Here is a 23,581-nt window from a genome sequence, read left to right on the forward strand (position 1 = left end):
CGACACGGACGGTGGTCCTCGGGTTGGGAACGGGGAGCGTGCCGTGGGGGCCGGGGTCGGTCAAGCCCCGGGCCCGCACGGTCACTTCGGCGGCTGCCACGGCGTACCGGCATCGGTTCGGCCGGTTCGGCAGGCTCGGCCGGTTCGGCTCGGTTCGGTTCGGCGGCAGCCGTGGCGCCGAACCGCTCAGGTCAGCGGCAGCTCGGCGTAGACCCGGCCCCTGGTGTCGTGGACGGTGACCTTGTGGAGGAAGTCGTCCCCGGTCTCTCCGTCGGGCAGCGGGGCGACGGCGTACCACACGCCCCAACCCGGCCTCCCGGCCAGCTCGATCAGCTTGCCGCGCACCGGGCCCTCGGCCGTGTCGACCACGACGCGGGAGGCGGTGCCCCGGCCGCCGTAGTAGAGGCCGGAGAGGTAGTAGACCCCTTCGTCGCCGCCGGCCTGCAGCGTCACTCCCGGCTGGCTGAGGTCGACGTTGCCGTCGACCACGCTGCGGAACTGTTCCTCGCCCGGCAGCGACGGATCGATCCAGTGCTTGCCCTCGGCCGTGAGCCACAGCTCGAAACCGGGCGCGCCCACGACCCGCTCACCCGGCGCGACGATCCGCGGACCGGGCGCCTTCTTCCCCACGCCGGCCGTGGCCTCGGCCACCGCCGCCGACGTGGCGTGCGCCGTCTCCCCCCGCGAGACGGCGTACGACAGCGTCGGCGTCCCCGCCAGCAGCGTGGTCAGCGCGGCGACGGCGACGCATCTGTGCGTCCGTGTCCTGGTCTGCGTCCTTGTCCTCGTCGAACTGGTCATGACGGACAACCCCCATGAATGCGTTGGTCTGACACCTTGATAAACCCGGGCGACGGCCGACGTGGATGACACCGGAGGGCATCTTTTTTCGAACGGCCAGAGCGGCCAGAGCGGCCAGAGCGGCCAGAGCGGCCAGAGCGGCCAGGACGGTCAGGACGGCCAGAACGGCCGAATCCCGATGGTGAACCGCCGGCTGGCGTCCCCTCGACACCCGGCTCGGCGACGACGGTCAACAGCCGCTCCCCTTAGACCCGTTGCTCCTCGCACCGGGTACGGGCTCGCCCTCGACGACCTCGGCGTCGAGCAGCGCCTCCCCCGGCGGCCGCCGACTCGGCCCCTCGTCCCGCACCCCCAGCCCGCTCCCGGCGCACCCGGTGAGAGAGAGGGCGAGGCCCACTGCGGCGCCCCAAGCGGCGAGGGTGCGGCCTGCTTGACGCCGCGCGCCGCCCCCGTACCCGTGGTCGCCGTTCCCGCCGCCTCCGCCGTCCGTTCCACTGCCCGTGGTCATGGGCACCCCCCTGCGATGTGTTTCGATGGTCGTCGTGTCGTGCGTACGGGACCTGTACGCACGGCGGGGGCGACGGGGTTGCATGGAATTTCGGCGGCGGGGACATGACCGAGGAAGAGTTCGACGCGTTCTACGCCTCCGCGTTCCCTCGGCTGACCGGCCAGCTCTACGCCTTCACCGGGGATCACGGGGAGGCGCAGGACGTGGTGCAGGAGGCGTTCGTCCGGGCCTGGGACCGGCGGCGGGAGTTCCTCGCGGAGGGGGCGCCCGAGGCATGGGTGCGGACGGTGGCGATGCGGCTCGCGGTGAGCCGGTGGCGCCGGGCGCGTCGCTGGCTGGAGCTGGTGCGCGGGGCATCGCCGCCGGAGCACGTACCGGGCCCCGATCCCGAACGGGCGGTGCTGGTCGCGGCGTTGCGCCGGCTGCCGGAGGCGCAGCGGATGGCGGTCGTCCTGCACCATCTGTGCGATTTGAGTGTCGAGCAGGTAGCCTCCGAAACCGGTGCCCCCATCGGCACCGTGAAGGCCCGGCTGTCCCGTGGCCGCGCGGCACTGGCCCGCGAACTGGCCTCCGGCGAGGGTGAGAGGGAGGACGACCGTGTCCGATGAACTCACCCAGAGGCTCAGGGAGTTGGCGGACACCGCCACGATCCCGCCCCCCGCGTCCGGCGCCGAGGTCCGGGCCACCGCACTGCGCCGCCGACGCCGCCGCCGTACGACGGGAGCGCTGGCCGGAGCCTGCGCGGCGGCGACGCTGGCCGCCTTCCTCACCCTGCACATCACCGGCGACGGCCAAGGCCACGGCCCGTCCGCCCACGCCACCGCCCCCACCCCCACGGCCCCCGACGCCACCGCGCCCAGCGCCTCGTCCACCCCGGCCCCCGACGCCACCGCGCCCAGCGCCTCGTCCACCCCGGCCCCCGACGCCACGGTGGACCTCACCCGCCGCGTCCTGACGATCGCCGATCGCCGACTCCCCATCACCACGGGCACCTTCAGAACGCCGACGCCCACGGGTCGGATGACGGTGACGGCGAGAGCCGAGAGCAAGGCCGTCCCGGCGACGACGGTCGGCCTCGGCGCCGCCTACGACGTGAAACTCCCCTGGGTCCTGGAACTGGCCCCGGCGACAACGGCGGAGGGAATGCCGACGGCGGAGGCAACGGAGAATGCGGATGGAGCGGCGACGGCCGCCGAGGGAACCGCGGCCACGGAAGCCAGCCGGGCGGACGCCACGTTCATCGCCGGCATCCCCTTCAACGAGAGGGCCGTCGGCGCGTACGACGTCACGCCGGGCTGGATCGGTCTGCGCACCACCGACGCCAAGTGGCTCTACACCCGCCTCCGCGAGGGCGCGGTGGTCACCATCGAGGGCGGGCCGACGACGGCCACCCCGAGCCCCTCGGCCACCGGGCCGGCCAGCCCGAGCCCCGGGCCGACCAGCCCGGGGCCGACCTGGCCGCCGTCGTAGATCCCCTTTCACGTAAATCCCGTTCGCCGAGGGCAACCAACCGCACACCCCACAAGTCACCTCTCTTGTCGTGGGAGTCACGCGGTTCTCCGCTCTCCGCTCTCTGTCGTTCCCTGTCGTTCTGTGGAGGTAGTGCAATGCGCTCTCGTCTCGTCCGTCGCCGGATGTCCCGTGCCGCGTCGGGGCTGGCGCTGGCCGTCGGTGTGGGGCTGGCCGCGCCCGTCGTGATGGCCAGTACGGCCGGTGCCGCCGGGGCGGAGGCCAGTGCCGTCATCACCGGGCACTCGGTCACCTACACTGCCGCCGCCGGCCAGACCAACAAGCTGACCGTCACCGCGTCGAACTCCGGTGACCAGTTCACCTACCTCATCGACGACGTCGTCGCCGTCAACGCGGGCAACGGCTGCGCCTACCCGAACGCCAAGGACCGCACGAAGGTCTCCTGCACGGTCACCGTCCTGGAGACCCAGGACCCCTACGCCTCGGCCCGGTTCTACCTCGCCGACGGCAACGACACCGTCACCTACACTAACAAGACCGACCAGACGTACAACTTCGCGGCCGTCGACCTGGGCCCGGGCAAGGACAAGCTGACCGAGACCGCCGGCGTCCAGGGCAACGACGTCAACGGCGGCACGGGCGACGACATCCTCAAGATCGGCCGGTACACCGTCGCGCGCGGCCAGGACGGCAATGACACCATCAACGCCGCCGACGGCACCATCGTCATGGGCGGCAAGGGCGCCGACACCCTCTCCGCGGGCCCCGACAGCAGTGTCCGGGGCGGCGCCGGCAACGACGTCATCCAGGGCGGCGCGGGCTGGCAGAGCCTCACCGGCGACTCCGGCAACGACACGATCCGCGGCGGCGCCGGCCGCGACTTCATCTACGGCAACAACGGCAACGACGTCCTGTACGGCAACGCGGAGGACGACACGATCTACGGCAACTACGGCAACGACAAGCTGTACGGCGGCGCCGGCAAGGACGTTCTGTCGGGCGGCCCCGGCAAGGACGTCGTCCGCCAGAGCTGACGGCACGGCTTCCGCGCGAACCTGCCCCTCAGCCCTCCGGGACCTCGGCCCCTCAGCCCTCCGGGTGGAGTGCCGATCCCGGTGTGCTGCGGGGCAGGCGCGGTACGCGCATCGCCACGGTCAGCCGGCCGGAGGCCCAGCCGGACAGGACGTACGCGGACGGGATCTGGAGGGTGATCATCGCCAGGCTCGCCAGCGCGAAGGGGACCTCCGCCGCTTCCCTCGCCCCGTCGTAGGCGAGCGAGACGGCGGCCGAGGCCAGCAGGAACGCCAGCGTGTAGACGGTGGAGTCGGTGACGACCACCTGCCAGCGCGGCAGCGCCGGGCGCAGTTTGCGGGTGAGGGTCAGGGCGACGAAGGCCATGGGCAGGACGGCCGCCTGGTGCGGGCTGAACAACAGCATCTCGCCCGGCGCCGGCGCCATCCCGGAGAGCAGCATCAACGCCGACTCCATCAGGCCGCTCACGGCCGCCGATCCGACGGTGACGATCCCCGCGTACAGGGCGGCGCTGCGCCAGGGAGTGAACATACCGGCCTCCTGTCCCCCGAGCCGACGGTCACCGGCTCGCCCCGATTCTCCCACCGGGCCCCGAACCATCCCCCGCTCGGCCCCCTTCCCGGCACCGACGCCACGGCAAGGAGGCACACCGCAGCGGGCGGAAACCCGGCGCGGCTCACCCGTACGTCCCCCGCCCGGTGGTGGACGCCCCCGCGCGATGCTGCCGTGGAGCCACATGCTCTGTACGCGCCGTACGCGCTGAATGCCCCGTGCGTGCCGTACACCCTGTGCGCGCCGTACGCCCTGTGCGTCGTGCACGCCGTGCTCCCGGGAGGCTCCGCCATGCGTCGTCGTTCCTATCGTCGGCCCTACCGTCGTGTTCTCGCCCGGATCATGGGCGCCGGAGTGCTCATGGGGGCGACGGCGGCCTGCACGATGATGGAGAAGGACCAGCCCCGAGGCTTCCCCGAGGCCGCCGTAGTCGAGAGTTCCGCCTCCGCCTCACCCTCCGCCCGGCCCACCCCGGCGCTCACCGACGCCCGCGCCCGCAGCGCGCTCCTCCGCGCGGGTGACCTCGGCGACGCCTGGTCCGGCACCGAGTCCATCGCCACCTGGCGCGACGGTCTGCTCAAGGGCCGCACCGATCCCCCCGAGTGCCAGCCCCTCCTCGACGCGGTCTACGCCGAGGACGTGCTCGGCGAACCCAAGGGCGGCACCGCCGTCACCGGCTTCGACGACGACGAGTACGGCGCCCAACTCCGCTACCAGGTCGGCGCGTACGACGAGGCCGAGGTGGCCGCCCGTATCGACCACTTCCGCGAACTCGCCCAGAAGTGCCAGGAGTTCACCATCAACGGGGTGGGGGACCGGGAACACTACGCGCGGATCACCCCGGTCGACCTCCCCGACGACCTCGGCGAGACCGGCCAGGCCGTACGGCTCGTCGTCAGCGGAGAGGTCGACGGCGAGGAGGACGGCGCCCTCACCCTCGACCTCGCCACCCTCCGCATGGGCGACACCGCCGCCCTCCTCACCCACGGCGGCCTCTACGGCATCGACGAGACCGCCACCAGGGACGCCGCCCGCGCCGGCGCACTACGCCTCCGCGACGCATTGGCCGAGAAGCAGCCGGAGAAGAAGCCGAAGCCCAAGCCGACGAAGGAGAAGGAGAAGCCGAAGAAGGACGAGAAGAAGAAGCCGAGCGGTGGCGAGGTGACCCCGAGCGCCCGGAACGAGAACGACTCAAGCGCAACACGGAACGAGGAAACGCGGACCGACGAGACCGGGACGAGCCCGAACGACCAGGAAGAGGAAACCCCGAGCGGGGCGGACGAGGAGGGCGTGAGCGGTCAGGACGAGGAGAGCGAGGGCGAGCAGGACGAGTACGAGGAATACGAGGAATACGACGAGTACGACGAGTACGAGGAGTAGGCGAGCACGAGGAGAGTAGGGCGAGGACCGGCGGAGACGAGCGCTCGGCTACGCCTTCTCCTTCTCCTTTTCCTTCTCCTTCAGCATCGGCGTGACCGCGCTCGTCACTCCCTCCTCGGTCACCATGCTCTGCGAGACCCCGGCGATCCGGCCCTCGCGGTCGATGAACAGGGTGAAGGGCAGGAACTGCGGGTTCACCATGCCGCGCGGCAGCTTCAGGGCCTGCTTGCCCTCCGGGTCGTACAGGCTCGGGTACGACAGCCCGAACTCCCGCTGGAAGTCGAGGCCGAGCCCGCGGTCGACGTCGGTGTTGATGCCGAGCACCTGGAGCCCCTGGCCGGCCAGCTTCCGCTGGGTACGCTCCAGGTCGGGTGACTCCTTGCGGCAGGGACCGCAGGTGGAGGACCAGGCGTTCACGACGACGACGTCGCCGCGATAGTCGGAGAGCCGGACGGTCCTGCCGTCGACCGTGGTCCCGGCGAAGTCCGGCGCGGCCTCCCGCTGCCCTTCCGGGATGCTCCGGTACGCCGACCCCTCGGACCCGGCCGACTGCTCCGCCCCTTCCGGGTCGGTCATCAACCGCTTGGTGGTCCCGCAACCGGACAACACGACCGCGACCGTGAGCACGAGCCCGACCGAGAGCGGCCGTATGGCCACACGTGGAGCCTTCACCGCCATCGCCACCCGCGCCCCAACTCCCTGGTCAACCCTTCGAACAGCTTAGAACCCCGGTCGGGACCCATGGCAGACAGGGGCGGGCCCTATGGCTGGTAGGAGCCGTCCAGGCATTCCCGGCTCTGTTCGATCGGTTGGACCAGGCCGGAGAGGCCGACCAGCACCGCGTCGGTGGCGGCCTTGTCCGGGGCCACCTGTACCTCAAGGGCGGGCTCGCGGCCGTACGTGATCAGCAGGGCCCGCCCTTCGCGGTCCTCGTCCGAGCGCCAGACCCAGTCCACGCCGTCGACCTGGGTGCAGGGATCGGTGGTGGCGCCGGGCATGGCGAAGCCGCAGCGCGCGATCACGGCCCCGTCGCCCCACACCGCGGCCCCCACGGTGTCGGTCGCCCCCCGCTCCAGCCCGGCCAGCCGCTCCGGGAACTCCTCGCTGATCCGCGTACAGGCGGGGGCGCCGGCGTCGGGCGCGGCGGCGAAGGTGTACGTCGTCTCCGAGAGCCCCCGCACCACGAAGGTGCCGACGGTCGCGAGAACGAGCACGCCGACGGCCAGGGCGACGAGACGGCTACGGCGGGACAGGCGGAGCGGATGGAGCGCGCGGACCGGGCGGGACGTACGGATCGGGCGGGACATGCCCGGATCGTACGGCGCGGCCCTGGAGCCCTTCACGGCGGCCGGCGCGGCCTCGCGCGACGGCTGCCCCTGGGGACACTGCCCTTGAGGACAACTCCCCATGAGACATTACGAAACGGTGTGTTCCCGTCCTACCCTCAGCGGAGCGGGCGTGACCGCGTACAACAAGGTGATGCCGGTGAGGGTGTGCGGTGCCATCCCCTGAGCCGGTACGAAAGAGGGCCCACCGCAGGGTGAGCCCTCCCGCGCTACCGGTGGCCGGTCGCGGTCGTCGGTCAGACGGCGGATGCCCCCACCAGGGTCGGCCGGGGTGCGGCGGTGGAACCGCAGGCGCAGTGCGGGTCGGCGCACAGCAGTTCGTGCGCGAGCACGGAGACCACCGCGACCTGCAAACGCGTCTGCTGCTGCAACTTCTCCACTATGCGGGCGACATGCGCTTTCACCGTGCGCTCGGCGATCCCCAGTTCCCGGGCCAGTTGGCGGTTGCCCAGGCCCGTGCCCAGCAGGAGCAGGACTTCCTTCTCACGGTCCGTCAGGGTCTTGAGCCTGCTGATGTCCCGGATGGGATCGGCCCCCGTACGCCGGTAGGCGCAAGCCGTGTCCCCTACGTCAGACCTCGTGCTCATTGGTCGAACCTTCCCGATGCCGCTTTTCCCGACAGAGCCCCGTGCCCCGGGTGCGGCGGCGATCGATGTCCAACTTAGCGCCCGCTACTGACAGAAGCACCCCCGGAATGACACGGCCGCGTCACAGAGGGGAGGGGTCCCCGGAGGCCACTGCCCGAAGGGACAATTTCGGTCAACCCCCTTGATGCGTAGCTTGGTTGAAGCACCGGACGAGTCCCACCCACCCGCGTACCCCCTGAAGGGGCGCCCCCTGCTCAAGGGCGCCCACGGGCCGAGCGCATCCCGGCTCAGGATCGCTCCGGCCCGGCGCGCAGGCGTACGAGACGCACTCCTCGTACGCCTGCGCGCGCTGCCCGCTGCCGACAGTCAAGTGGCCCGGCCCCCCAGGCCGTTGCCGCCGTCGGCCCGCGTTCACTCTTTCGTGCGGTGCTGGAACGTTCACGTGCGCGCGGAGCGGTGTCGTCGCTGGAACATCGTGAACGCCGGTCGGGTGATCGGTCGATGGACGGTCAGGGTGGGAGGTCGGTCGGTATGGCGGAGCGGCTGCGGCTCGGGGATGTGGAGCGGGTGCCGCCGGAGCGGATCGCGGCGCTGATGACCGACAGCTTCGACAACCTCGTCGTCGTGGCCCTCGCGGACGCCACCAACTCCTACCTCCCGCAGCGCACCCGCCGGTTGCTGCGCAAGCCGGAGTGGCGGCAGGACTGGCAGGACGCGTTGTGCTGCGCGGCGGGGGAGTTGCAGGTCGCGAGCGAGCGGATGCGTTATGCGGGCGACCCCCGCTTACGGATCACCGAGCACCGACTGCGCCGGGTCCGGCTGCGCGGCAACGAGGCGAGCGTGCTGGTGAAGAAGCTGCGCCGCGGCGACTTCCACAACAGCCCCGAGCGCCGCAGCGGCACGGACTCCCATCTCACCGCGCTGGGGTGGCTGCGGGCCGCCTTCGCGGAGGAGTACGCGGAGCTGCTGGACCGCGAGCGCGTACGCCTCGGCGTCGCCGACCGCCCCCTGGAGCCGTCCTTCCGCGACGTCCACGAACAGATCGCCCACGCCTGCGCCACCGGACTGCTCGGCGCGCCCCGTACCCCGAGGGTGGACGCGTTACTGGTCGCGGACGAGATCACCGTCCGCGACGCCACCGCCGACGACGCCAAGGACCAGGAGGAACGCGACGCGGCGTTACGGCACCCGCTGCTGCTCGGCCGCTGGGAGAACGCCCTGCGCCAACTCGGCCTCATGACCGCGCAGCGGGCCCACGCGGAAACACCCCACGCCCTCGGCACCCTCCCGCCCGACTTCTACGCGCTCCCCTGGGCGGAGGCCACCGCCGTCCTCAACGCGCGCCGCTTCCTCGCGGCCGTCCAGCAGCGACGCCTGGAGTACAAGCGGTACGTCCGCCGCATCACCCGTACCCTGCGCGAACGCGAGCGCCAGGACCCGCACATCATCGCCCTCGCCGAGGCCAGGGCAACGGCCGGCCGGCACCTCGTCGACCACCACCCCGCCGAGTACACCTACCTCCGCGCCCAGCTCCGCCCCCATGAACTCCACCCCGGCTTCCTCCCCGCCACCCTCGTCTCCAGCCCCCAACGGGCCGAGATCAAACGCCGGGTACTGGCGGCGCTGGAGGACGGGACGTGGAAGGACGGCACGTGGGGAGACACGGACGCCATCGGCTGAACCCAGGTGTGCCGCGGGTCAGGCGATCTTGGTGCACAGCAGGTTCTCTCCGCCGTCCACCTCCCAGTAGTAATAGGAGTAGCCCTGCTCGGCGGGGCAGCGGTCGCTGCCGTACGAGGCCTTGAAGTACGCGGTGATCTGCATGATGTAGCCGTACTCGGCGGGCACCTTGTCGGCGCTGCAGTTCCACTGGGTCATCAGGTCCGCGGGACCCGGCTGGTCGCCGTCGGCCTCCGCCAGGAAGCACTGGCCCTTGCGGTAGACGCGCTCCAGGCAGAGCGTCACGGAGTCCGGCGTGGTGGAGCTGCTCTCGTAACGCCTGGAACGTCCGGCGCCGGTGGGGCAGGAGGCCGCCGCGTCATACGACTTCGACGTCACCCTCACATACGCGTCCGCCGTGGCGCAGCCCACCCGCTGGGGGACGCGGTCGCTCCAGTAGCCGTACCCGTCCTGGTAGGAGCTGAGGCAGTCCCCGGTGGCCACCGCGTCGAAGGCGAGGTACTCCGGGTCGGGTGTCGGGGAGGGGGCGTAGGTGTCGTAGGTGGACCCGGAGGTCCCACCCGACGTACCGCTCGTCGTACCGCCTGTCGATCCGGTGTCCGTCTCCCAGGGCCGCCAGATGAAGACGACGAAGGCCACCAGGAGGAGGACGAACCAGCCGGAACCGGACTTCTTCTTGGGCTGGCCCGTGACCGGTGTGGGCGTGGTCGTAGAGGTGGGCGTGGGCGTGGAGGCGCGGCCGGCGGCGGCCCGGGCGCGATCGCGGTCCATCAACGCGCGGGCCTCGCGGGCGAGTTGGACGGGATCGGGGTTGTTCTGTGCGGCCCTCCGGCCGGATGGCCGCCCGGCGGCCGGGGGCGCGGGGGTGGGCGCGGACGTGGAGGTGGACGCGGAGGCCCGCTCCTCCTGTGCTCTGCGCTGGGCGCGCTGGCGCTTGGCCCGCTCCTCCTCGCGCCGCTCCCGCGCCCGCCGCGCTTGCTCGCGCAGCTCTTGTTCCCGTCGCTGCTGTTCTCGCTGTTCCTGCTGTTCTCGCTGTTCCCGTTCTCGTCGTTGCCGTTCCTCGGGCAGGACGCGGGTCGGCGCCGGGGGTGGTACGGCCCGGGTGCGCTGATCGACGGTCAGGGAGTCGTCGGGCGGGTTGTCACCGGTCGCTGTCGCTGTCGCTGTCGTGGTCGCGGTCCCGCGCAGACGGCGACCGTGTTCCTCGTACTCCGTGATGAGCGCGGCCCATTTCGGCGGCAGCCATCGACGTCCGTCGCTGCCGCTGGGCAGGGCGGAGACGGAGGCGGTGAACTCCCGCAGCAGACGGGCCGGTTCGGGGCGGCCCGAGGGGTCGGCGGCCAGGCACGGCCGGATCACGGGCTCCAGTTCGCGGGGCAGCCCCGCCAGGTCGAGTTCGCCGCGCTGCACCCGGGTGAGCAGCCGCAGGGTGTCGCCGTCCTCGGCGTAGGGCGGGCGCCCGACGGCCAGATGGAAGAGGGTGGCGCCCAGCGAGTACACGTCGGACGCGGGCGTGGACGGCTCGCCCCGCGCCTGTTCCGGCGAGGTGAAGGCGATCGTGCCGAGCGTGAGGGTGGTCCGGGTGAGGTCGGAGGCGTGCGAGATGCCGAAGTCGATCAGGCGGGGGCCGCTCAGCGGGAGCAGTACGTTCTGCGGCTTCACGTCGCGGTGCACGACACCCGCGCGGTGCAGATCGAGCAGGGCCTCGGCGGTGCCCGCGGCTATCCAGCGCACCGAGGAGGCGGGCAGCACCCCGGCCGTGGCGACGAGCTGGGACAGCGGCGGAGCCGCGATGTACTCGCTGGCCATCCAGGGCTGTTCGGCCTCGGTGTCGGCATGTAGGACGGTGGCGGTGTAGGCACCGTTCACCCGCTGCGCCAGCGTGACCTCACGGGCGAACCGCCTGCGGTCACCGTCACTGACCGTCCCCTCGGCGAGCAACGTCTTGACGGCGACGAGCCGCCCCTCCGCCGTGATCCCCAGATAGACCCGCCCCATACCACCCGCGTCGAGCCGCCCGAGAAGCCGATACACCCCGAGCCGCGCAGGGTCCCCGTCACGCAACGCCTGAGTAGCCGGCCCCTGCCCCCGCACGGCCATCCCGCCCTCCCCCATCAGACCCTGGACCGCCACCCCACCATGACATGGTCCGGTCACAAGTATGCGCTGGTACCGGGCTTTTGCGCGATGCCCAGTGCCGGGGCCGAGGCGGGACCGATACGGGGCCGGTACACAGTTGGAACGCGTCCGGAACATGGCCGGAAGGCGGCCGGGCACGGTGGTCGATGGCAGGGGCGTCGAGGGGATGGATCTCGAAGGTGGCCTCGCGGTAAGAGCGGGACAAGTGACGTCGCACGCTCTCGGTGATTCAAGTCGGCCGCACCAACTCATGGGACGATCAGCCGTTCCCGGACGAGTGAGATCTGCCGCGGGGTCCCAAGCCTCGCGGTCATGCGCCTCGTTGCCTCGCCGTCAGCTTCACGTCTTGCCTGCGGGTGCCGCACCGTCGTGGACGGACGCGCGAGCGAAGGCCGCGATGTTCTCAAGGCTCGGCTGGTAGCCGTCCGAGGTGTCCACGGTCAGGGTGGGGACGTCCAGGGAGATCGGCACCCAGGACTCAAGGGAGTGCTCCCCGGCAGCGATGGCTTCGAGCAGGTCCTGGTCGCCGTGGGCGGCCCGGTGCGCGTCTTGCTTGGCACGCTGGACGATGCGGCCGTGGGCGACGTCGGCCTGGGTGGTGCAGCGAACGACGCGGAGGCGTGCCAGGCTGGTGAACGGCTTGAGGTTCGGCCGCCACAGCCGGTCCTGGAAGGCCGCTTCGGCGACGAGCGTGACTCCGGCCCTGAGCAGCACCCTGAGCGTGCCGAAGAAGGCGTCGAGGGTGGGGTGGTTGAGGGGGTCGTCGCCGCCGCTCTGGTAGCCGGGGTGGGACAGGACCATGCCCTGTTTGATCTCGTCGCGGATGATCGCGGGGCATCCGAGGTCGCGGGCGAGTTCGTGGGCGAGCGTGGTCTTCCCCGTTCCAGGACCGCCGCTCACGACGACCAGGGTCGGTGTGCTCATCGCGTGTTCTCACAGGTCGGCATGGGTTCCCGTTCGTGGCGTCGTCCCGTCAGGACGGGGATGGATGGGGCACGGCGTACTTGGCGAGCAGGAAGGCGATGAATCCTGGATCGCGGGACAGTTTGGTGTATTCGCGGGGTGGTGTTGGGCCATTGCCGGGGCGGGGCGGTGTTCCACGAGGCGTTCGATGACGAAGCCTGCCTTGGTGACCAAGCCAGTCGGGGGTCGGATGGGCACGGGCGTGGCGGACCATGTCGGCGCTCTGGTCGAACCCGGTTCACGAACGCCTGTGTGCACGCCAAGGGGGTGGGCGGGGCGGCGTTGCGGGTGGCGGTGGGGCGGGAGAGCGTGCGGGTGTTCGTGTTCGACGGGGACGAGACACCGCCGGTGATAAGGGAGTTGGGCGCTGAGGCTTGGGACGAGGGTGGCCGGGGGCTGTGGCTCGTTCATCTACCCCGGCTCGCCCCGCCGGCTGACCGGCTTCGATCGGAGGCCGGCGTCGAGCGTGTGGTTCACGTAGCCCGGGGCGCCGACGTAGATCGTCGTGCGGCCATGGGTGTTCACGTCGGAGTTGATCGTGCGGTTGGTGCCGGCGTCCTGCACCGTCCAGGTGAGGGAGGACGGGGTGGGCGGGTGGCCCGGCAGGCGTCTCAGGTTGACGCCCGAGAAGTCGAAGGCCACGCGGTACGTGGTGTTCGGCTTCAGTTCCGGCGTGCCGAAGACGTACTCGCCGTCGGCGTTCGTGTAGGTGACGAGGTCCGGGCCGGGGGGCCGCTTCGGGTCGAGGGTCACCTTCACGCCCTTGACCGGCGGCTCGGACGGGTCCTGGACGCCGTTGCCGTCGGTGTCGAACCAGACGCGGCTGCCGATCTGCACGGGCGCCTGGTCGCAGACCAGTTCGAGATCGGCGAGGCCGTTGGCCTTGCCGAAGAGGGACGCTGACGAGAGCGATGTCTTCTGGAGGCTCATGTTGCCCTGGACCGAACCGGTTTCCGAGTTCCAGCGGCGTACGCCCTGGGCGGAGGACTGACTGCCGATCGGGTCGTGGACCGTGCCCCACAGCGTCTTGCGGAACGGCTGGAGGGCGGGTGCGCCCTGTGCGATCTGGTGGTGCCGGCCGCCGTCCTTGATGACCGTGAGGTCGTCGTAGAACTCGCCGCCGCCCGGCCCGAGGCCGTTGTTCGGCAGGGAGCCTTCGAGCGAACCGCAGCCCCCGTTGGCGCCAAGGGCGTAGCCCCCGCCATGACGCTTGCAGGCGCGCAGCACGTCACCGGCCGCGATCGCCCGCATCGTCGTACGGTTCGGCTGGTCCACGGAACCGTACGCGTACGTCGCGTTGCCCTGCATGTCGGCGAAACGGTCCCGGTAGGCGAGGATCAGATCGCCGTTGTCGGCGATCTGGAGATTGGACAGGATCGGCTGCGGGGCGGAGGCGAAACCACGGCCCCCGGGCTCGAACACCGAGGGGACGCGCTCGTTCCACGCCTCCCACCGGGCGCTCAGGGTGCCGCCGACGGAGGACGCGGTCCGGCAGGGGGAGCCGGAGGTCACGGGCTGCGGCTGGTACGCGCAACCGCGCGGGTGGTCCAGCCGGTGCCGGAAGACCTCGGTGAACGTCCCGGACCTGAAGGCGAACACATGCGCGCTCAGCTTCGCCGGGTCGCCCCACGGGCGGACCCGGTCGACCGTGTTCTCGGCTCCGCACACCCCGCCGACGAGCACCCGCCTGCCGCGCACCCCGATGCCGTACGGATGCCACTGCCCCTCGCAGCCGTCCGGCCTCGGCACGGCGTACGAGGACCAGGTGCCGGGGGTGACCGCGTCGCCGGAACCGTTGAGCGGCACCCGGTACAGCTTGGAGTCGTTGAGGTTGACCGCGTACAGCGTCCGCCCGTCGCCGGAGACGTCGATGTCGCCCAGGCCCTCGCGTCCGACGCGGGGGTAGATCGCGTCGTCGTCGAGGTAGTCGTTCGACGGTTCGTGCGGGGTCAGGGCGCCGGGCAGGGTGACGAAGGAGGTGACCGCGTCCGTGCCGTCGTTGTAGCGGTAGATGGTGTTGTACGCGCCGCGCGGACCGTACGCGGTGTGCCGCTTGACCAGGGTGCCCAGGTAGGTGTTGCCCGTACGGTCGACGCCGATGCCGTACACCGCCTGCTGCTCGGTGTTGGACGTCAGCCGGGTCGGCTCGGTGCCGGCGGTGAAGTCGCCGCGGAACCGCACGAGCCCCGCCTGCCCGGTCGCGTTGCCCTTGGCGAGGGAGCAGCCGACCAGCTCCGGGTTCTCCTGGCAGTACACGTCCGGCTCCCAGAAGCCGGTGGTGTACGTGGTGTTGCGGCCGCCGGAGACGTCGACGAAGCCGACGGTGCCACGGATGACGGTCGTGCCGGTGCCGGTGCCGGTGCCGGTGCCGGTGCCGAGGCCGGCGACGGCGGGCTGGAGGCCGGCGGGGTCGGGGTTGTGGACCTGGACGCGGTACCGGCCGCCCCGCAGCGGGGACGCGGCCGGGTCGAACAGCGCGGCACCGTGGGAGTTCGTCGTGCGGGTCAGTACGGTGCCCCGGTCGTCGGTCAGCGTGACCCGTACGCCCCTCAGCCCCGACTCCAGCGGATAGTCGTACTCCCCGTCGGCGTCCACCTCGTTGACGACCCGTACGGTGACGGTGCCGTCGCCGGAGGCCTCTCGTGCCGGGCGGACGCCGACACCGACCGGAACCGCCTCAACCACCGAGCCCACGCCCACCGCCGCAGCCACCACCGCCACCGCCAGCGTCAGACCCACACCCCCTGGTGTCGCTCGCTTCACCACGTACCTCATCTCCTGATCGCGGCCTGGCCGACGAACCTCGCTGCATACATATGAAGTGCCCCGCTCGGCTAATCAGGCCGAACGGGGCATAAGGGCTGTACGGGGTGTATGGCGCACGGGAGTGAGCTGAATCAGCGGGGGTCGTCGTTGAACTTCGACGTCGACCAGAAGTAGCCCAGGGCCGCGAGGCCGACGCACCAGGCGAGGGCGAGCCAGCCGTTGTGGCCGATCTCGGTGCCGAGGAGGAGGCCGCGCAGGGTCTCGATGGCGGGGGTGAAGGGCTGGTACTCGGCGATCGGCTGGAACCAGCCCGGCATCGCGTCGACCGGGACGAAGGCGCTGGAGATCAGCGGCAGGAAGATCAGCGGCATCGCGTTGTTGCTGGCGGCCTCGGCGTTCGGGCTGACCAGGCCCATGCCGACCGCGATCCAGGTGAGTGCCAGCGCGAACAGCACCAGCAGCCCGAACGCCGCCAGCCACTCCAGGACGGTGGCGTCCGTGGACCGGAAGCCGATCGCCACACCGACGGCGCCGACGAGGACCACGCTGATCACCGACTGCAGCACGCTGCCGATGACATGCCCGACCAGCACCGACCCGCGATGGATCGCCATCGTGCGGAAGCGGGCGATGATGCCCTCGGTCATGTCGTTGGAGACGGAGACCGCCGTGCCGATCGTGGTGGAGCCGATGGTCATCAGCAGCAGGCCCGGTACGAGATACGCGATGTACTCGGCGCGGTCCGCGCCCCCGCCGCCCATGCCCGCGCTCATGGTGTCGCCGAAGATGTAGACGAAGAGCAGCAACAGCATGATCGGCGTGAGCAGCAGGTTCAGGGTGAGCGACGGGTAGCGCCGGGCGTGCAGGAGGTTGCGGCGCAGCATCGTCGTGGAGTCGCGTACGGCGAGGGAGAACCGGGTCGGGCGGGCGGGAGCCAGGGTGGTCGTACTCGTGCTCATCGGGCGTTCTCCTTCGGCTGGTTGGACTGCGTGGACTGGTTCGGCTGGTGGGGGATGTGGGTGTCGCCGGTCAGGGCGAAGAACACGTCGTCCAGGTCCGGGGTGTGCACGGTCAGTTCGTCGGCCTCGATGCCGGCCGTGTCCAACCGGTCGAGGACCGCGCGCAGTTCGCGCTGGCTGCCGTCGCTCGGCAGGTGCAGGGCGAGGGCCTCGTCGTCCCGGGAGGCGCCGCCCAGGGTGGAGGCGGCGCTCCGGTACGCGGCCGGGTCGGTGAAGCGGAGTCGTACGTGTCCGCCGGGGACGATCCGCTTCAGCTCCTCGGCGGTGCCCTCGGCCGCGATCCCGCCGTTGTTCAACACCGCGATGCGGTCGGCGAGTTCGTCGGCCTCCTCCAGGTACTGGGTGGTGAGGAAGACGGTGACACCACCCGTGACCAGCTCGCGGATGGTCTGCCACATGTTGTGCCGGGAGCGGGGGTCGAGGCCGGTGGTGGGCTCGTCGAGGAAGATGATCCTCGGGTCGCCGACCAGGGTCATGGCGATGTCGAGGCGGCGCTTCATACCGCCGGAGTAGGTGGAGGCGGGCTTCTTGGCCGCCTCCGTGAGGTCGAAGCGCTCCAGCAGTTCGGCCGCCACCCGCCGGCCCTCGCCCCGCGAGAGGTGGTGCAGGTCCGCCATCAGGAGCATGTTCTCCTCACCGGTGATCAGCCCGTCCACGGCGGAGAACTGCCCGGTGACCCCGATCGCGCCGCGTACGGCGTGTGCGTCGGTGGCGAGGTCGTGACCGCCGACGTGGATCGAGCCGCTGCCGGGATCGGGGGAGATGAGCGTGGAGAGGATCTTGACGGCGGTGGTCTTGCCGGCGCCGTTCGGGCCGAGCAGGGAGAAGATCGTCCCCTGCGGTACGGCCAGGTCGACGCCGTCGAGGACGGTCTTGTCGCCGTAGGACTTGCGCAGCCCGTGCGCCGCGATGGCCAGGTCGGTCATGTCAGGTAACCCCTTGGATGTGTGCTGCTGCGGATTCACCGGCTGCGGATTCACTGGCCCTGTACTCAGAGGCCCTGTACTCAGAGGCTGCGGGCGTCGATGTCGCCCTGAGAGGTGGTCGCGCTGATGTTCAGCTCGGCGGTGGCGCCCTCGGTGTTCCTGAGCGCGTTGCTGATCCGGCCGTGGGAGGTGCCGGCGTCGAGGGTGGCGGAGACCCCGGCGGCGGCGACGACCGAGATATCGCCCTGCTGGGTGCGCAGGGTCACCGTGCCGCGCTGGGCCTCGGTGATCCGGATGTCGCCCCGCTGGGTGCTGATGTCGGCGGGGCCGCTCAGACGGCCGATCGAGACATCGCCGTCGTGGGCGGTGAGACGGGCGCTCGCGGCCTCGTCGAGCTTGACCGTGCGGTAGCCGCCGGTGAAGGTGACATCGCCGAGGCGCCCCACGCCCCGGAGTTCGGCGGCGCCGGTCTTCGCCTCGACGCTGGAGCCGGCCGGCAGCTGGACGGTCACCTCGACGGAGCCGGAGTTGCCGAGCAGCCGGTTCTTCGGCGCGGGGGTCTGGATGCGCAGGACTCCGTCGGCGCAGGAGATCTCGATCTCCTCGGCGGCCTTCACATCGCGGCTCTTGCCGGCGTCGGCGGGCCGGACCTCGACGGTGGTGTCGGCCCGGTCGGCGGCGATGAACTGGAGGCGCCCGGCGGGGATCTCGACGACGGCGGTGATCTGGGCGGGGGTGTCGAACTTCTGCATGGCTTTTTTCCTTCGTCCGTTGGCGGGCCCCTTGTGGCCCGTCGTTTCCAACGATGGAAAAGCTACGTTGCGTTCATGGATCTGGCAACGCATGTGTTGCGAAGGAATGTTATTAGTGCAGGTGGAAGCCGTAAAATCGTTGCAACTGGTCTGTGGCTAACGCAACAACACCCCCTCAGGCGCGTTGCAATGAATAGGGAATGAACGCTATGGTGCGTGCGGACACACCACGCACCACGCCGCCGAAAGGACACCGCGATGCCGGGAGGCAGGCTCACTCAGCAGGAACGTCAGCAGATCGCGCTGGGGCTGGCCGACGGCCTCGCCTACGCGGAGATCGCCAGACGCCTGGACCGCCCGACCTCGACCGTCACCCGCGAGGTCATGCGCAACGGCGGCCCCGTCGCCTACCGCGCCGACCTCGCCCACCGCGCCACCGAACAGCGCGCCCACCGCCGCAAGCAGACCGCCCCCCGCGATCACCGGACACCCCCGCAGACCCACGGTCGCGACAGCGCGGCCGTACGGGAGTACGAGGAGAGGTTCACCACCGTCTTCATGCAGTCGGGCCTGCCCAAGATGACCGCCCGGGTGCTGGCCTGCCTCTACACCACCGACGGAGGCAGCCTCACCGCGTCCGAACTCGCCCGGCGTCTTCAGATCAGCCCGGCGTCCGTCTCCAAGGCGATAGCGTTCCTCGACAGCCAGGGCCTCATCCGCCGGGAACGCGACGAACGCCGCCGTGAGCGCTACATCGTCGACGACGACGTCATGTACCAGTCCACGCTCGCCAGCGTCCGGTCCCTCGCCGAACTCGCCGAGATCACACGGCAGGGCGTCGGCCTCCTCGGTCCGGGCACCCCGGCCGGCATCCGCCTGGAGAACATCGCCCGCTTCGTCGACTTCATCTGCGAGAGCATGGCCCGCGCCGCCGAACAGGCCCGTGAAGTCCTCCACACCAAGTCCGGCCCCGGGACGCCCCCGGCCGCCCACACCACCGGGCAGCCGAGCCAGGACGACTGAACAACACGCCGCCGTCAACGAACGGCCGCCTCACCCCAGCGGCCCCTCCAGCGACTGCTCCGCCCAGATCACCTTGCCCTCCGGCAGGAACCGCGTGCCCCAGCGCTGGGTGAACTGGGAGATGAGGAAGAGGCCCCGGCCGCCCTCGTCCGTCGTGCGCGGGTGGCGCAGATGGGGCGCGGTGGGGCCGCCGTCGAAGACCTCGCAGATCAGGGTGCGTTCGAGGATGAGCCGGAGCTGGATGGGCCCGGCGGCGTGCCGGATGGCGTTGGTGACGAGTTCGCTGACGATCAGCTCGGTGGTGAAGGCGAGGTCCTCCAGCCCCCAGACGCCCAGTTGCCGCGCGGTCGTCTTACGGGCCTGAGCGACAAGCGCCGGGTCCGCCGGCAGGTCCCAGGAGGCGACCCGGTGGGCGGGCAGCCGCCGGGTGCGGGCGAGGAGGAGGGCGACGTCGTCGGTGGGGCGGGCCGGGGCGAGGGCGTCCAGGACCCGCTGGGCCCGGCGTTCGAGGGAGGGCTCGGGATGGGCGAGGGCCCGGCGCAGGGTCTCGGGGGAGGACTCCGCGGGGAGTCCGTCCGTGTGGAGCGCGATCAACGTGCCCGCCGGAAGCGTCAGTTCGAGGGACTCGAAGGGCCGGCCGTCGACGCCCAGCGCCGGTCCCTCGGGCAGCTCGGGGCAGGTCACCGTGGAGTCGGGGGCCACCAGCGCCGGGGTGAAACGGCCCGCCGCCGCCATGGCGCACGCGCCCGACACGGGGTCGTGCACCACGTACAGACAGCGCGCGCCGACCGTCTGCACGCCGCCCCCGCCCGCACCGTCCCCCTCCTGCCGCGCCGACTTGGCGACCATGTCGTCGAGATGGGCGAGCACCTCGTCCGGCGGCAGATCGAGATCGGCGAGGGTGCGTACGGCCGTACGGAGGCTGCCCATCGCGGCGGCGCCGTCGATGCCGTGGCCCGCGACCTCGCCGACGACCAGGGCGACCCGGGCGCCGGAGAGCGGGATGACGTCGTACCAGTCGCCGCCGAGGCCGGTCAGTTCATCGGCGGGACGGTAGCGGACGGCGACCTCGGCTGCCTCCTGCTCCGGCAGCCGGCGCGGCAGCAGGCTGCGCTGCAGCACGAGGGCGGCGTCGCGCTCCCGCGTGTAGCGGCGGGCGTTGTCCACGCACACGGCGGCCCGGCCCACCAGCTCCTCCGCCAGACCCATGTCGACCTCGTCGAACGGGTCCTGCCGGTCGCGCCGGAAGAACTTGGCGATGCCGAGCGTGATCCCCCGCGCCCGGATCGGCACGATCATCATGCTGTGCAGCCCGAGCGCCGAGTCCGACAGCGCCTGCCCGCCCGGCACCGCCGTGGCGCACTCGTCCGAGTCCGGGCTCAGCAGCGGCTCCGACCACGACCGCCCGCTCAGCAGCACCCGCACCGGGGGCGAACCGGCCTCGTACGAGGCGATGCCGCCGATCTCCAGCACCGCCTCCGGCACCCCCTCCCGGGCGGACTGGTGCGCGCAGCGCCTCAGCCGCAGCGTCCCGTCGCCCGGGTCCGGTTCGCCGAGCGGGTCCGGTTCGGCGCCGCGCAGCACCGAGTCCAGCAGGTCGACGGTCACGAAGTCGGCGAGGGCCGGGACGACGACGTCGGCCAGCTCCCGCGCGGTGCGCCGTACGTCGAGGGTGCGGCCGATCTGTTCACCGGCCCGGTCGAGAAGGGCGAGCCGGGAGCGGGCGCGATGCCGCTCCGACACATCCATCACCGTGTAGTACACGCCGATGGGGAGCCCCTGTTCGTCCTCCAGCCGGGTGAACGACATCGAGTGGGCGATCTCGCGGTACGGGGCCGCGCGCACCCGCCCCACATGCTCGTAATCGAGCACCGGTTCGCCCGTCGCCAGTACCTTCCGCATCTGCGCCTCGATGCGGTCCGCGTCCAGCCCCGGCTGCACCTCGCCCAGCCGCAGCCCCACCCTCTCGTACGCCCGTCCGCCCCCGAACCGCTCCAGCGCCGCGTTCGACCACACGAACCGCAGCTCGGTGTCCACGATGGCGATCCCGATCGGCGCCCGAGCGGTGAGCCCCTCCAGCACCGGCCGGCTCATGTTCCAGCCGGGGGCTTCGGTGGCGTCGGAGACGAGGGCGACCCAGTGGGAGGGGGCGGTGGGGCCGGTTGGGGTGGGGGTGGTGGTCGGGGCGCGGGTGCCGCTCGTGCCCATCGGCCGGGCCGTGGCCGGTGGTGCCGTCGGCCCGCCTGGTTCGCGCATGGCCACCAGCCGGACCATGACCCTCAGCCGGTGGCCGTCGTGGTGGCGGGCGGTGAGGATGCCGGACCAGCCGCCGAGGGCGCGGTGGGAGTCGGCCAGACGGGCGATCCGCTCGGCGTCTTCGGTGATGAGCAGCGTACGGACATCGCGGCCCAGGATCTCGCCCGCCGGGTATCCGAACAGCCGCTCGGCGTCACGGGTCCAGCTCGTCACGGTCCCGTTCGCGTCGATGAGCAGCGGCGCGGCATCGGCCACGTCGAACCGCTGACGGGTGACGCCACTGACGTCGATGACATCACTGACATCACTGACACCGCTGTTCTCGTTCGTCCCCACGGCGACCCTCTCTGTCGCTGAGACGCCCTCTGGCCCCATTATTCACCTTGTGTGATCGCAGGCAGGCCAACTTGTGACGGCCCGAGCGGCCCGAGAACCCGCCGCCGGGCGCGGGCCGCCGACCCGGAGAGGCACCCGGCGCCGCGACACCCCCTCCGGGATCGGGCCGGAACGGGCATGAACGGACGAAGACGGACGCCGGGAGGACCCCGAAGACGCCCCCGGGCAACCCCCGGCACCGCATGAACAGAGGCGCCCACCCCTTCCCCCACGCGGCCGTACGCCGGTAACGCGCCCCTGTACGCCCCCCTGAGCCCCACCCCTGCGGACACGCCCGCCTCCTCCGCGGGAGGGGATGCGGAGGAGGCGGGCGGTGCGGGAACTCGGAGGCACGGGCCCGGAGCCCGTCGGCCGTCAGCAGTCGCGGAACTCCGGGGACTGGTTGAGGATCTGCGCGCGCAGGGAGGTGAACCGGGTGTACGTCTCACCGCCGCGCGCCTCCTGTGGGAAGACCGCCACCCGGTGGCAGTTCTGGAAGGCGAGGGCGACCCCGAAGTGCCGCTCCAGGCTGCCCCGGATCGCGTCGCTGGACAGCGCCCGCAGCAGCTGCCCCCGTTCCTTCTCCGACGGCGGCGGCGTCTGGTTGTCGGCGAACTCGGCGCTGCCGCCCCGCAGTTCACCGACGAGGGAGGCGATCAGTTCATAGGCGTACGGCAGCGACGTACGCACCGTCTCCACGAACTCCTCCTCCCGTATCTCGCCCTTCTCGGCATCGGCGAGCAACTGCGGGGAGACGTCGAGCGACATGGATGTTCCTGTTCTGTGCTGTGGTACGGGAAATGCGGTGGTCAGGCGGGTGAGCCGGTGGCGGCCAGGGCCTGAGGCCCATGGCGGAATTCGGGGTCGACCTGGCCGGCGAGGTCATGGCCGGTGGCGGCGTTGGCCCAGGCTTCGGCGTTGCGGAGGTGGAACTCGACGGCATGGCGCTGGAACGCGGCCCAGTCCTTCGTACGGGCGTCGACGGCGTCCTTGAGCTGCCGCAGCGCGTGCAGGTTGTGCGACTCCAACTCGCCCTGCTCACGGCCCTGTTCCTGTGCCCGTACGTACGACGACTGCACACAGTGCGTGATCAGATCGTCGCCGACGTGCTCCTTGAGGAAGAGGAGGTCGTCCTCGCCGGTGACCTTGTTGCCGACGACGGCGATCGGGATACCGAACTCGGCGGCGTGCTCCCGGTACTGCCGGTACACGGACACGCTCTTCCGGGTCGGCTCGACCACGAGGAAGGTCATGTCGAACCGCGTGAACAGCCCGGACGCGAAGGCATCCGCCCCCGCCGTCATATCGACGACGACGTACTCGCCGGGCCCGTCGACGAGATGGTTGAGGTAGAGCTCCACCGCGCCGAGCTTGGAGTGGTAGCAGGCCACGCCGAGGTCGCTCTCGTCGAAGGCGCCGGTGACCATGAGGGGGACGTCGCCGACACGTCGTACGTGGGTGGTGTGGATGTCGTCGTCACCGAGCAGGCGGAGGAGACGTGAACCCCGGCCGGGCGGGGTCGTCTTGACCATGGCCTCGCGGGAGACGATCCGGGGGTTGTCGCCCCGCAGATGGTCCTTGATGTCACCGGTGCGCGAGCTGAGCGGCGGCGCGCCGAAGACATCCTCCTCGTCCTGGCCGAGGGCGTGGGCGAGATGCTGGTTGATGTCGCCGTCGATCGCGACGAGCGGGGCGCCGGAGCGGGCGAGATGCCGGGCGAAGAGCGCGGACAGGGTCGTCTTACCGCTGCCGCCCTTGCCGACGAAGGCTACGCGCACGGGCGTTCACCCCATCCCATATCACTAATGAAAATGGATGTCATGACGTAGAGGGTCGAGAGCGGGGTGGGTCTTGTCAAATCAGCCCGCTCCAACTCCTTTGCGACCGTCGCGAGTCGGTCGACTTGGTCAAGTCTTTACCGGGCTACGGGGCATCCGCCGAGGTGCCCGGAGGGTCTGAATGGGCGCCGGGAGTGACTGGTGGAATCCTCCATTCCACATGTGCCC

At 71.2% G+C, this 23,581-nt stretch carries 21 protein-coding genes; 6 read left to right on the forward strand and 15 right to left on the reverse strand.

The window, feature by feature from the left end:
* Nucleotides 1-186: 186 nt before the first annotated feature.
* Both ACWD4G_RS12195 and ACWD4G_RS12200 read right to left on the reverse strand, forming a co-directional pair.
* Nucleotides 187-801, reverse strand: coding sequence for a hypothetical protein (locus ACWD4G_RS12195; RefSeq protein WP_451292586.1), 615 nt, complete (start codon nucleotides 799-801; stop codon nucleotides 187-189).
* A 229-nt stretch (nucleotides 802-1,030) separates the two neighbouring features.
* Nucleotides 1,031-1,309: a hypothetical protein gene (locus ACWD4G_RS12200; protein ID WP_451292587.1), complete on the reverse strand. Its 279-nt coding sequence runs from the start codon at nucleotides 1,307-1,309 to the stop codon at nucleotides 1,031-1,033.
* 104 nt (nucleotides 1,310-1,413) lie between these two features.
* On the opposite strand from ACWD4G_RS12200, the gene ACWD4G_RS12205 reads away from it, so the two are divergent.
* The 3 genes from ACWD4G_RS12205 to ACWD4G_RS12215 all read left to right on the forward strand — a co-directional run bounded on the left by ACWD4G_RS12205 (nucleotide 1,414) and on the right by ACWD4G_RS12215 (nucleotide 3,813).
* The gene (locus ACWD4G_RS12205) at nucleotides 1,414-1,917 is read left to right on the forward strand and encodes a SigE family RNA polymerase sigma factor (protein WP_451292588.1); all 504 of its coding nucleotides are present in this window, start codon (nucleotides 1,414-1,416) and stop codon (nucleotides 1,915-1,917) included.
* A complete protein-coding gene (locus tag ACWD4G_RS12210; protein ID WP_451292589.1) occupies nucleotides 1,907-2,779 on the forward strand; it encodes a L,D-transpeptidase family protein in 873 nt (290 codons plus the stop codon). Before ACWD4G_RS12205 ends, ACWD4G_RS12210 begins: the two co-directional genes overlap by 11 nt.
* A gap of 137 nt (nucleotides 2,780-2,916) precedes the next feature.
* Nucleotides 2,917-3,813 carry a calcium-binding protein gene (locus ACWD4G_RS12215; protein WP_451292590.1) on the forward strand — a complete coding sequence of 299 codons (897 nt, stop codon included), beginning with the start codon at nucleotides 2,917-2,919 and terminating at the stop codon, nucleotides 3,811-3,813.
* Between the two features lie 52 nt (nucleotides 3,814-3,865).
* Here ACWD4G_RS12215 and ACWD4G_RS12220 read toward each other — a convergent pair whose 3' ends face one another.
* Nucleotides 3,866-4,342 (reverse strand): hypothetical protein, encoded by a 477-nt coding sequence (locus ACWD4G_RS12220; protein ID WP_451292591.1) that lies wholly within the window; start codon nucleotides 4,340-4,342, stop codon nucleotides 3,866-3,868.
* Between the two features lie 195 nt (nucleotides 4,343-4,537).
* On the opposite strand from ACWD4G_RS12220, the gene ACWD4G_RS12225 reads away from it, so the two are divergent.
* On the forward strand, nucleotides 4,538-5,743 hold the full coding sequence (locus ACWD4G_RS12225; RefSeq protein ID WP_451292592.1) for a hypothetical protein: 1,206 nt from the start codon (nucleotides 4,538-4,540) through the stop codon (nucleotides 5,741-5,743).
* 48 nt (nucleotides 5,744-5,791) lie between these two features.
* On the opposite strand, the gene ACWD4G_RS12230 is transcribed toward ACWD4G_RS12225, so the two are convergent.
* The 3 genes from ACWD4G_RS12230 to ACWD4G_RS12240 all read right to left on the reverse strand — a co-directional run bounded on the left by ACWD4G_RS12230 (nucleotide 5,792) and on the right by ACWD4G_RS12240 (nucleotide 7,676).
* Nucleotides 5,792-6,400 carry a TlpA disulfide reductase family protein gene (locus ACWD4G_RS12230; RefSeq protein WP_451292593.1) on the reverse strand — a complete coding sequence of 203 codons (609 nt, stop codon included), beginning with the start codon at nucleotides 6,398-6,400 and terminating at the stop codon, nucleotides 5,792-5,794.
* 104 nt (nucleotides 6,401-6,504) lie between these two features.
* Nucleotides 6,505-7,050, reverse strand: coding sequence for a DUF3515 family protein (locus ACWD4G_RS12235; protein WP_451292594.1), 546 nt, complete (start codon nucleotides 7,048-7,050; stop codon nucleotides 6,505-6,507).
* Between the two features lie 275 nt (nucleotides 7,051-7,325).
* The gene (locus tag ACWD4G_RS12240; RefSeq protein ID WP_451292595.1) at nucleotides 7,326-7,676 is read right to left on the reverse strand and encodes a LuxR C-terminal-related transcriptional regulator; all 351 of its coding nucleotides are present in this window, start codon (nucleotides 7,674-7,676) and stop codon (nucleotides 7,326-7,328) included.
* Between the two features lie 501 nt (nucleotides 7,677-8,177).
* Here ACWD4G_RS12240 and ACWD4G_RS12245 point away from each other — a divergent pair.
* Nucleotides 8,178-9,356 (forward strand): hypothetical protein, encoded by a 1,179-nt coding sequence (locus ACWD4G_RS12245; RefSeq protein ID WP_451292596.1) that lies wholly within the window; start codon nucleotides 8,178-8,180, stop codon nucleotides 9,354-9,356.
* An 18-nt stretch (nucleotides 9,357-9,374) separates the two neighbouring features.
* Here ACWD4G_RS12245 and ACWD4G_RS12250 read toward each other — a convergent pair whose 3' ends face one another.
* The 6 genes from ACWD4G_RS12250 to ACWD4G_RS12275 all read right to left on the reverse strand — a co-directional run bounded on the left by ACWD4G_RS12250 (nucleotide 9,375) and on the right by ACWD4G_RS12275 (nucleotide 17,921).
* On the reverse strand, nucleotides 9,375-11,489 hold the full coding sequence (locus ACWD4G_RS12250; RefSeq protein WP_451292597.1) for a serine/threonine-protein kinase: 2,115 nt from the start codon (nucleotides 11,487-11,489) through the stop codon (nucleotides 9,375-9,377).
* A 345-nt stretch (nucleotides 11,490-11,834) separates the two neighbouring features.
* Nucleotides 11,835-12,419: an AAA family ATPase gene (locus ACWD4G_RS12255; protein ID WP_451292598.1), complete on the reverse strand. Its 585-nt coding sequence runs from the start codon at nucleotides 12,417-12,419 to the stop codon at nucleotides 11,835-11,837.
* A 450-nt stretch (nucleotides 12,420-12,869) separates the two neighbouring features.
* Nucleotides 12,870-15,224, reverse strand: coding sequence for an SdrD B-like domain-containing protein (locus ACWD4G_RS12260; protein WP_451292599.1), 2,355 nt, complete (start codon nucleotides 15,222-15,224; stop codon nucleotides 12,870-12,872).
* Nucleotides 15,225-15,355: 131 nt separating this feature from the next.
* Nucleotides 15,356-16,183 carry an ABC transporter permease gene (locus ACWD4G_RS12265; protein WP_451292600.1) on the reverse strand — a complete coding sequence of 276 codons (828 nt, stop codon included), beginning with the start codon at nucleotides 16,181-16,183 and terminating at the stop codon, nucleotides 15,356-15,358.
* Nucleotides 16,180-17,169, reverse strand: coding sequence for an ATP-binding cassette domain-containing protein (locus ACWD4G_RS12270; RefSeq protein ID WP_451292601.1), 990 nt, complete (start codon nucleotides 17,167-17,169; stop codon nucleotides 16,180-16,182). The genes ACWD4G_RS12265 and ACWD4G_RS12270 overlap by 4 nt, the downstream gene beginning before the upstream one ends.
* 80 nt (nucleotides 17,170-17,249) lie before the next feature.
* Nucleotides 17,250-17,921, reverse strand: coding sequence for a DUF4097 family beta strand repeat-containing protein (locus ACWD4G_RS12275; RefSeq protein WP_451292602.1), 672 nt, complete (start codon nucleotides 17,919-17,921; stop codon nucleotides 17,250-17,252).
* A 258-nt stretch (nucleotides 17,922-18,179) separates the two neighbouring features.
* Between ACWD4G_RS12275 and ACWD4G_RS12280 the strand changes: the two genes are divergently transcribed.
* Nucleotides 18,180-18,944 carry a helix-turn-helix domain-containing protein gene (locus ACWD4G_RS12280; protein ID WP_451292603.1) on the forward strand — a complete coding sequence of 255 codons (765 nt, stop codon included), beginning with the start codon at nucleotides 18,180-18,182 and terminating at the stop codon, nucleotides 18,942-18,944.
* A gap of 30 nt (nucleotides 18,945-18,974) precedes the next feature.
* On the opposite strand, the gene ACWD4G_RS12285 is transcribed toward ACWD4G_RS12280, so the two are convergent.
* From ACWD4G_RS12285 to ACWD4G_RS12295, 3 genes are all read right to left on the reverse strand, one after another.
* The gene (locus ACWD4G_RS12285) at nucleotides 18,975-21,536 is read right to left on the reverse strand and encodes a SpoIIE family protein phosphatase (RefSeq protein WP_451292604.1); all 2,562 of its coding nucleotides are present in this window, start codon (nucleotides 21,534-21,536) and stop codon (nucleotides 18,975-18,977) included.
* A 414-nt stretch (nucleotides 21,537-21,950) separates the two neighbouring features.
* Nucleotides 21,951-22,343, reverse strand: coding sequence for an SCO5389 family protein (locus tag ACWD4G_RS12290; protein ID WP_451292605.1), 393 nt, complete (start codon nucleotides 22,341-22,343; stop codon nucleotides 21,951-21,953).
* 41 nt (nucleotides 22,344-22,384) lie between these two features.
* On the reverse strand, nucleotides 22,385-23,353 hold the full coding sequence (locus tag ACWD4G_RS12295; RefSeq protein WP_451292606.1) for an ATP-binding protein: 969 nt from the start codon (nucleotides 23,351-23,353) through the stop codon (nucleotides 22,385-22,387).
* Between the last annotated feature and the right edge of the window lie 228 nt (nucleotides 23,354-23,581).

The sequence above is a fragment of the Streptomyces sp. NPDC002643 genome (assembly GCF_053592555.1).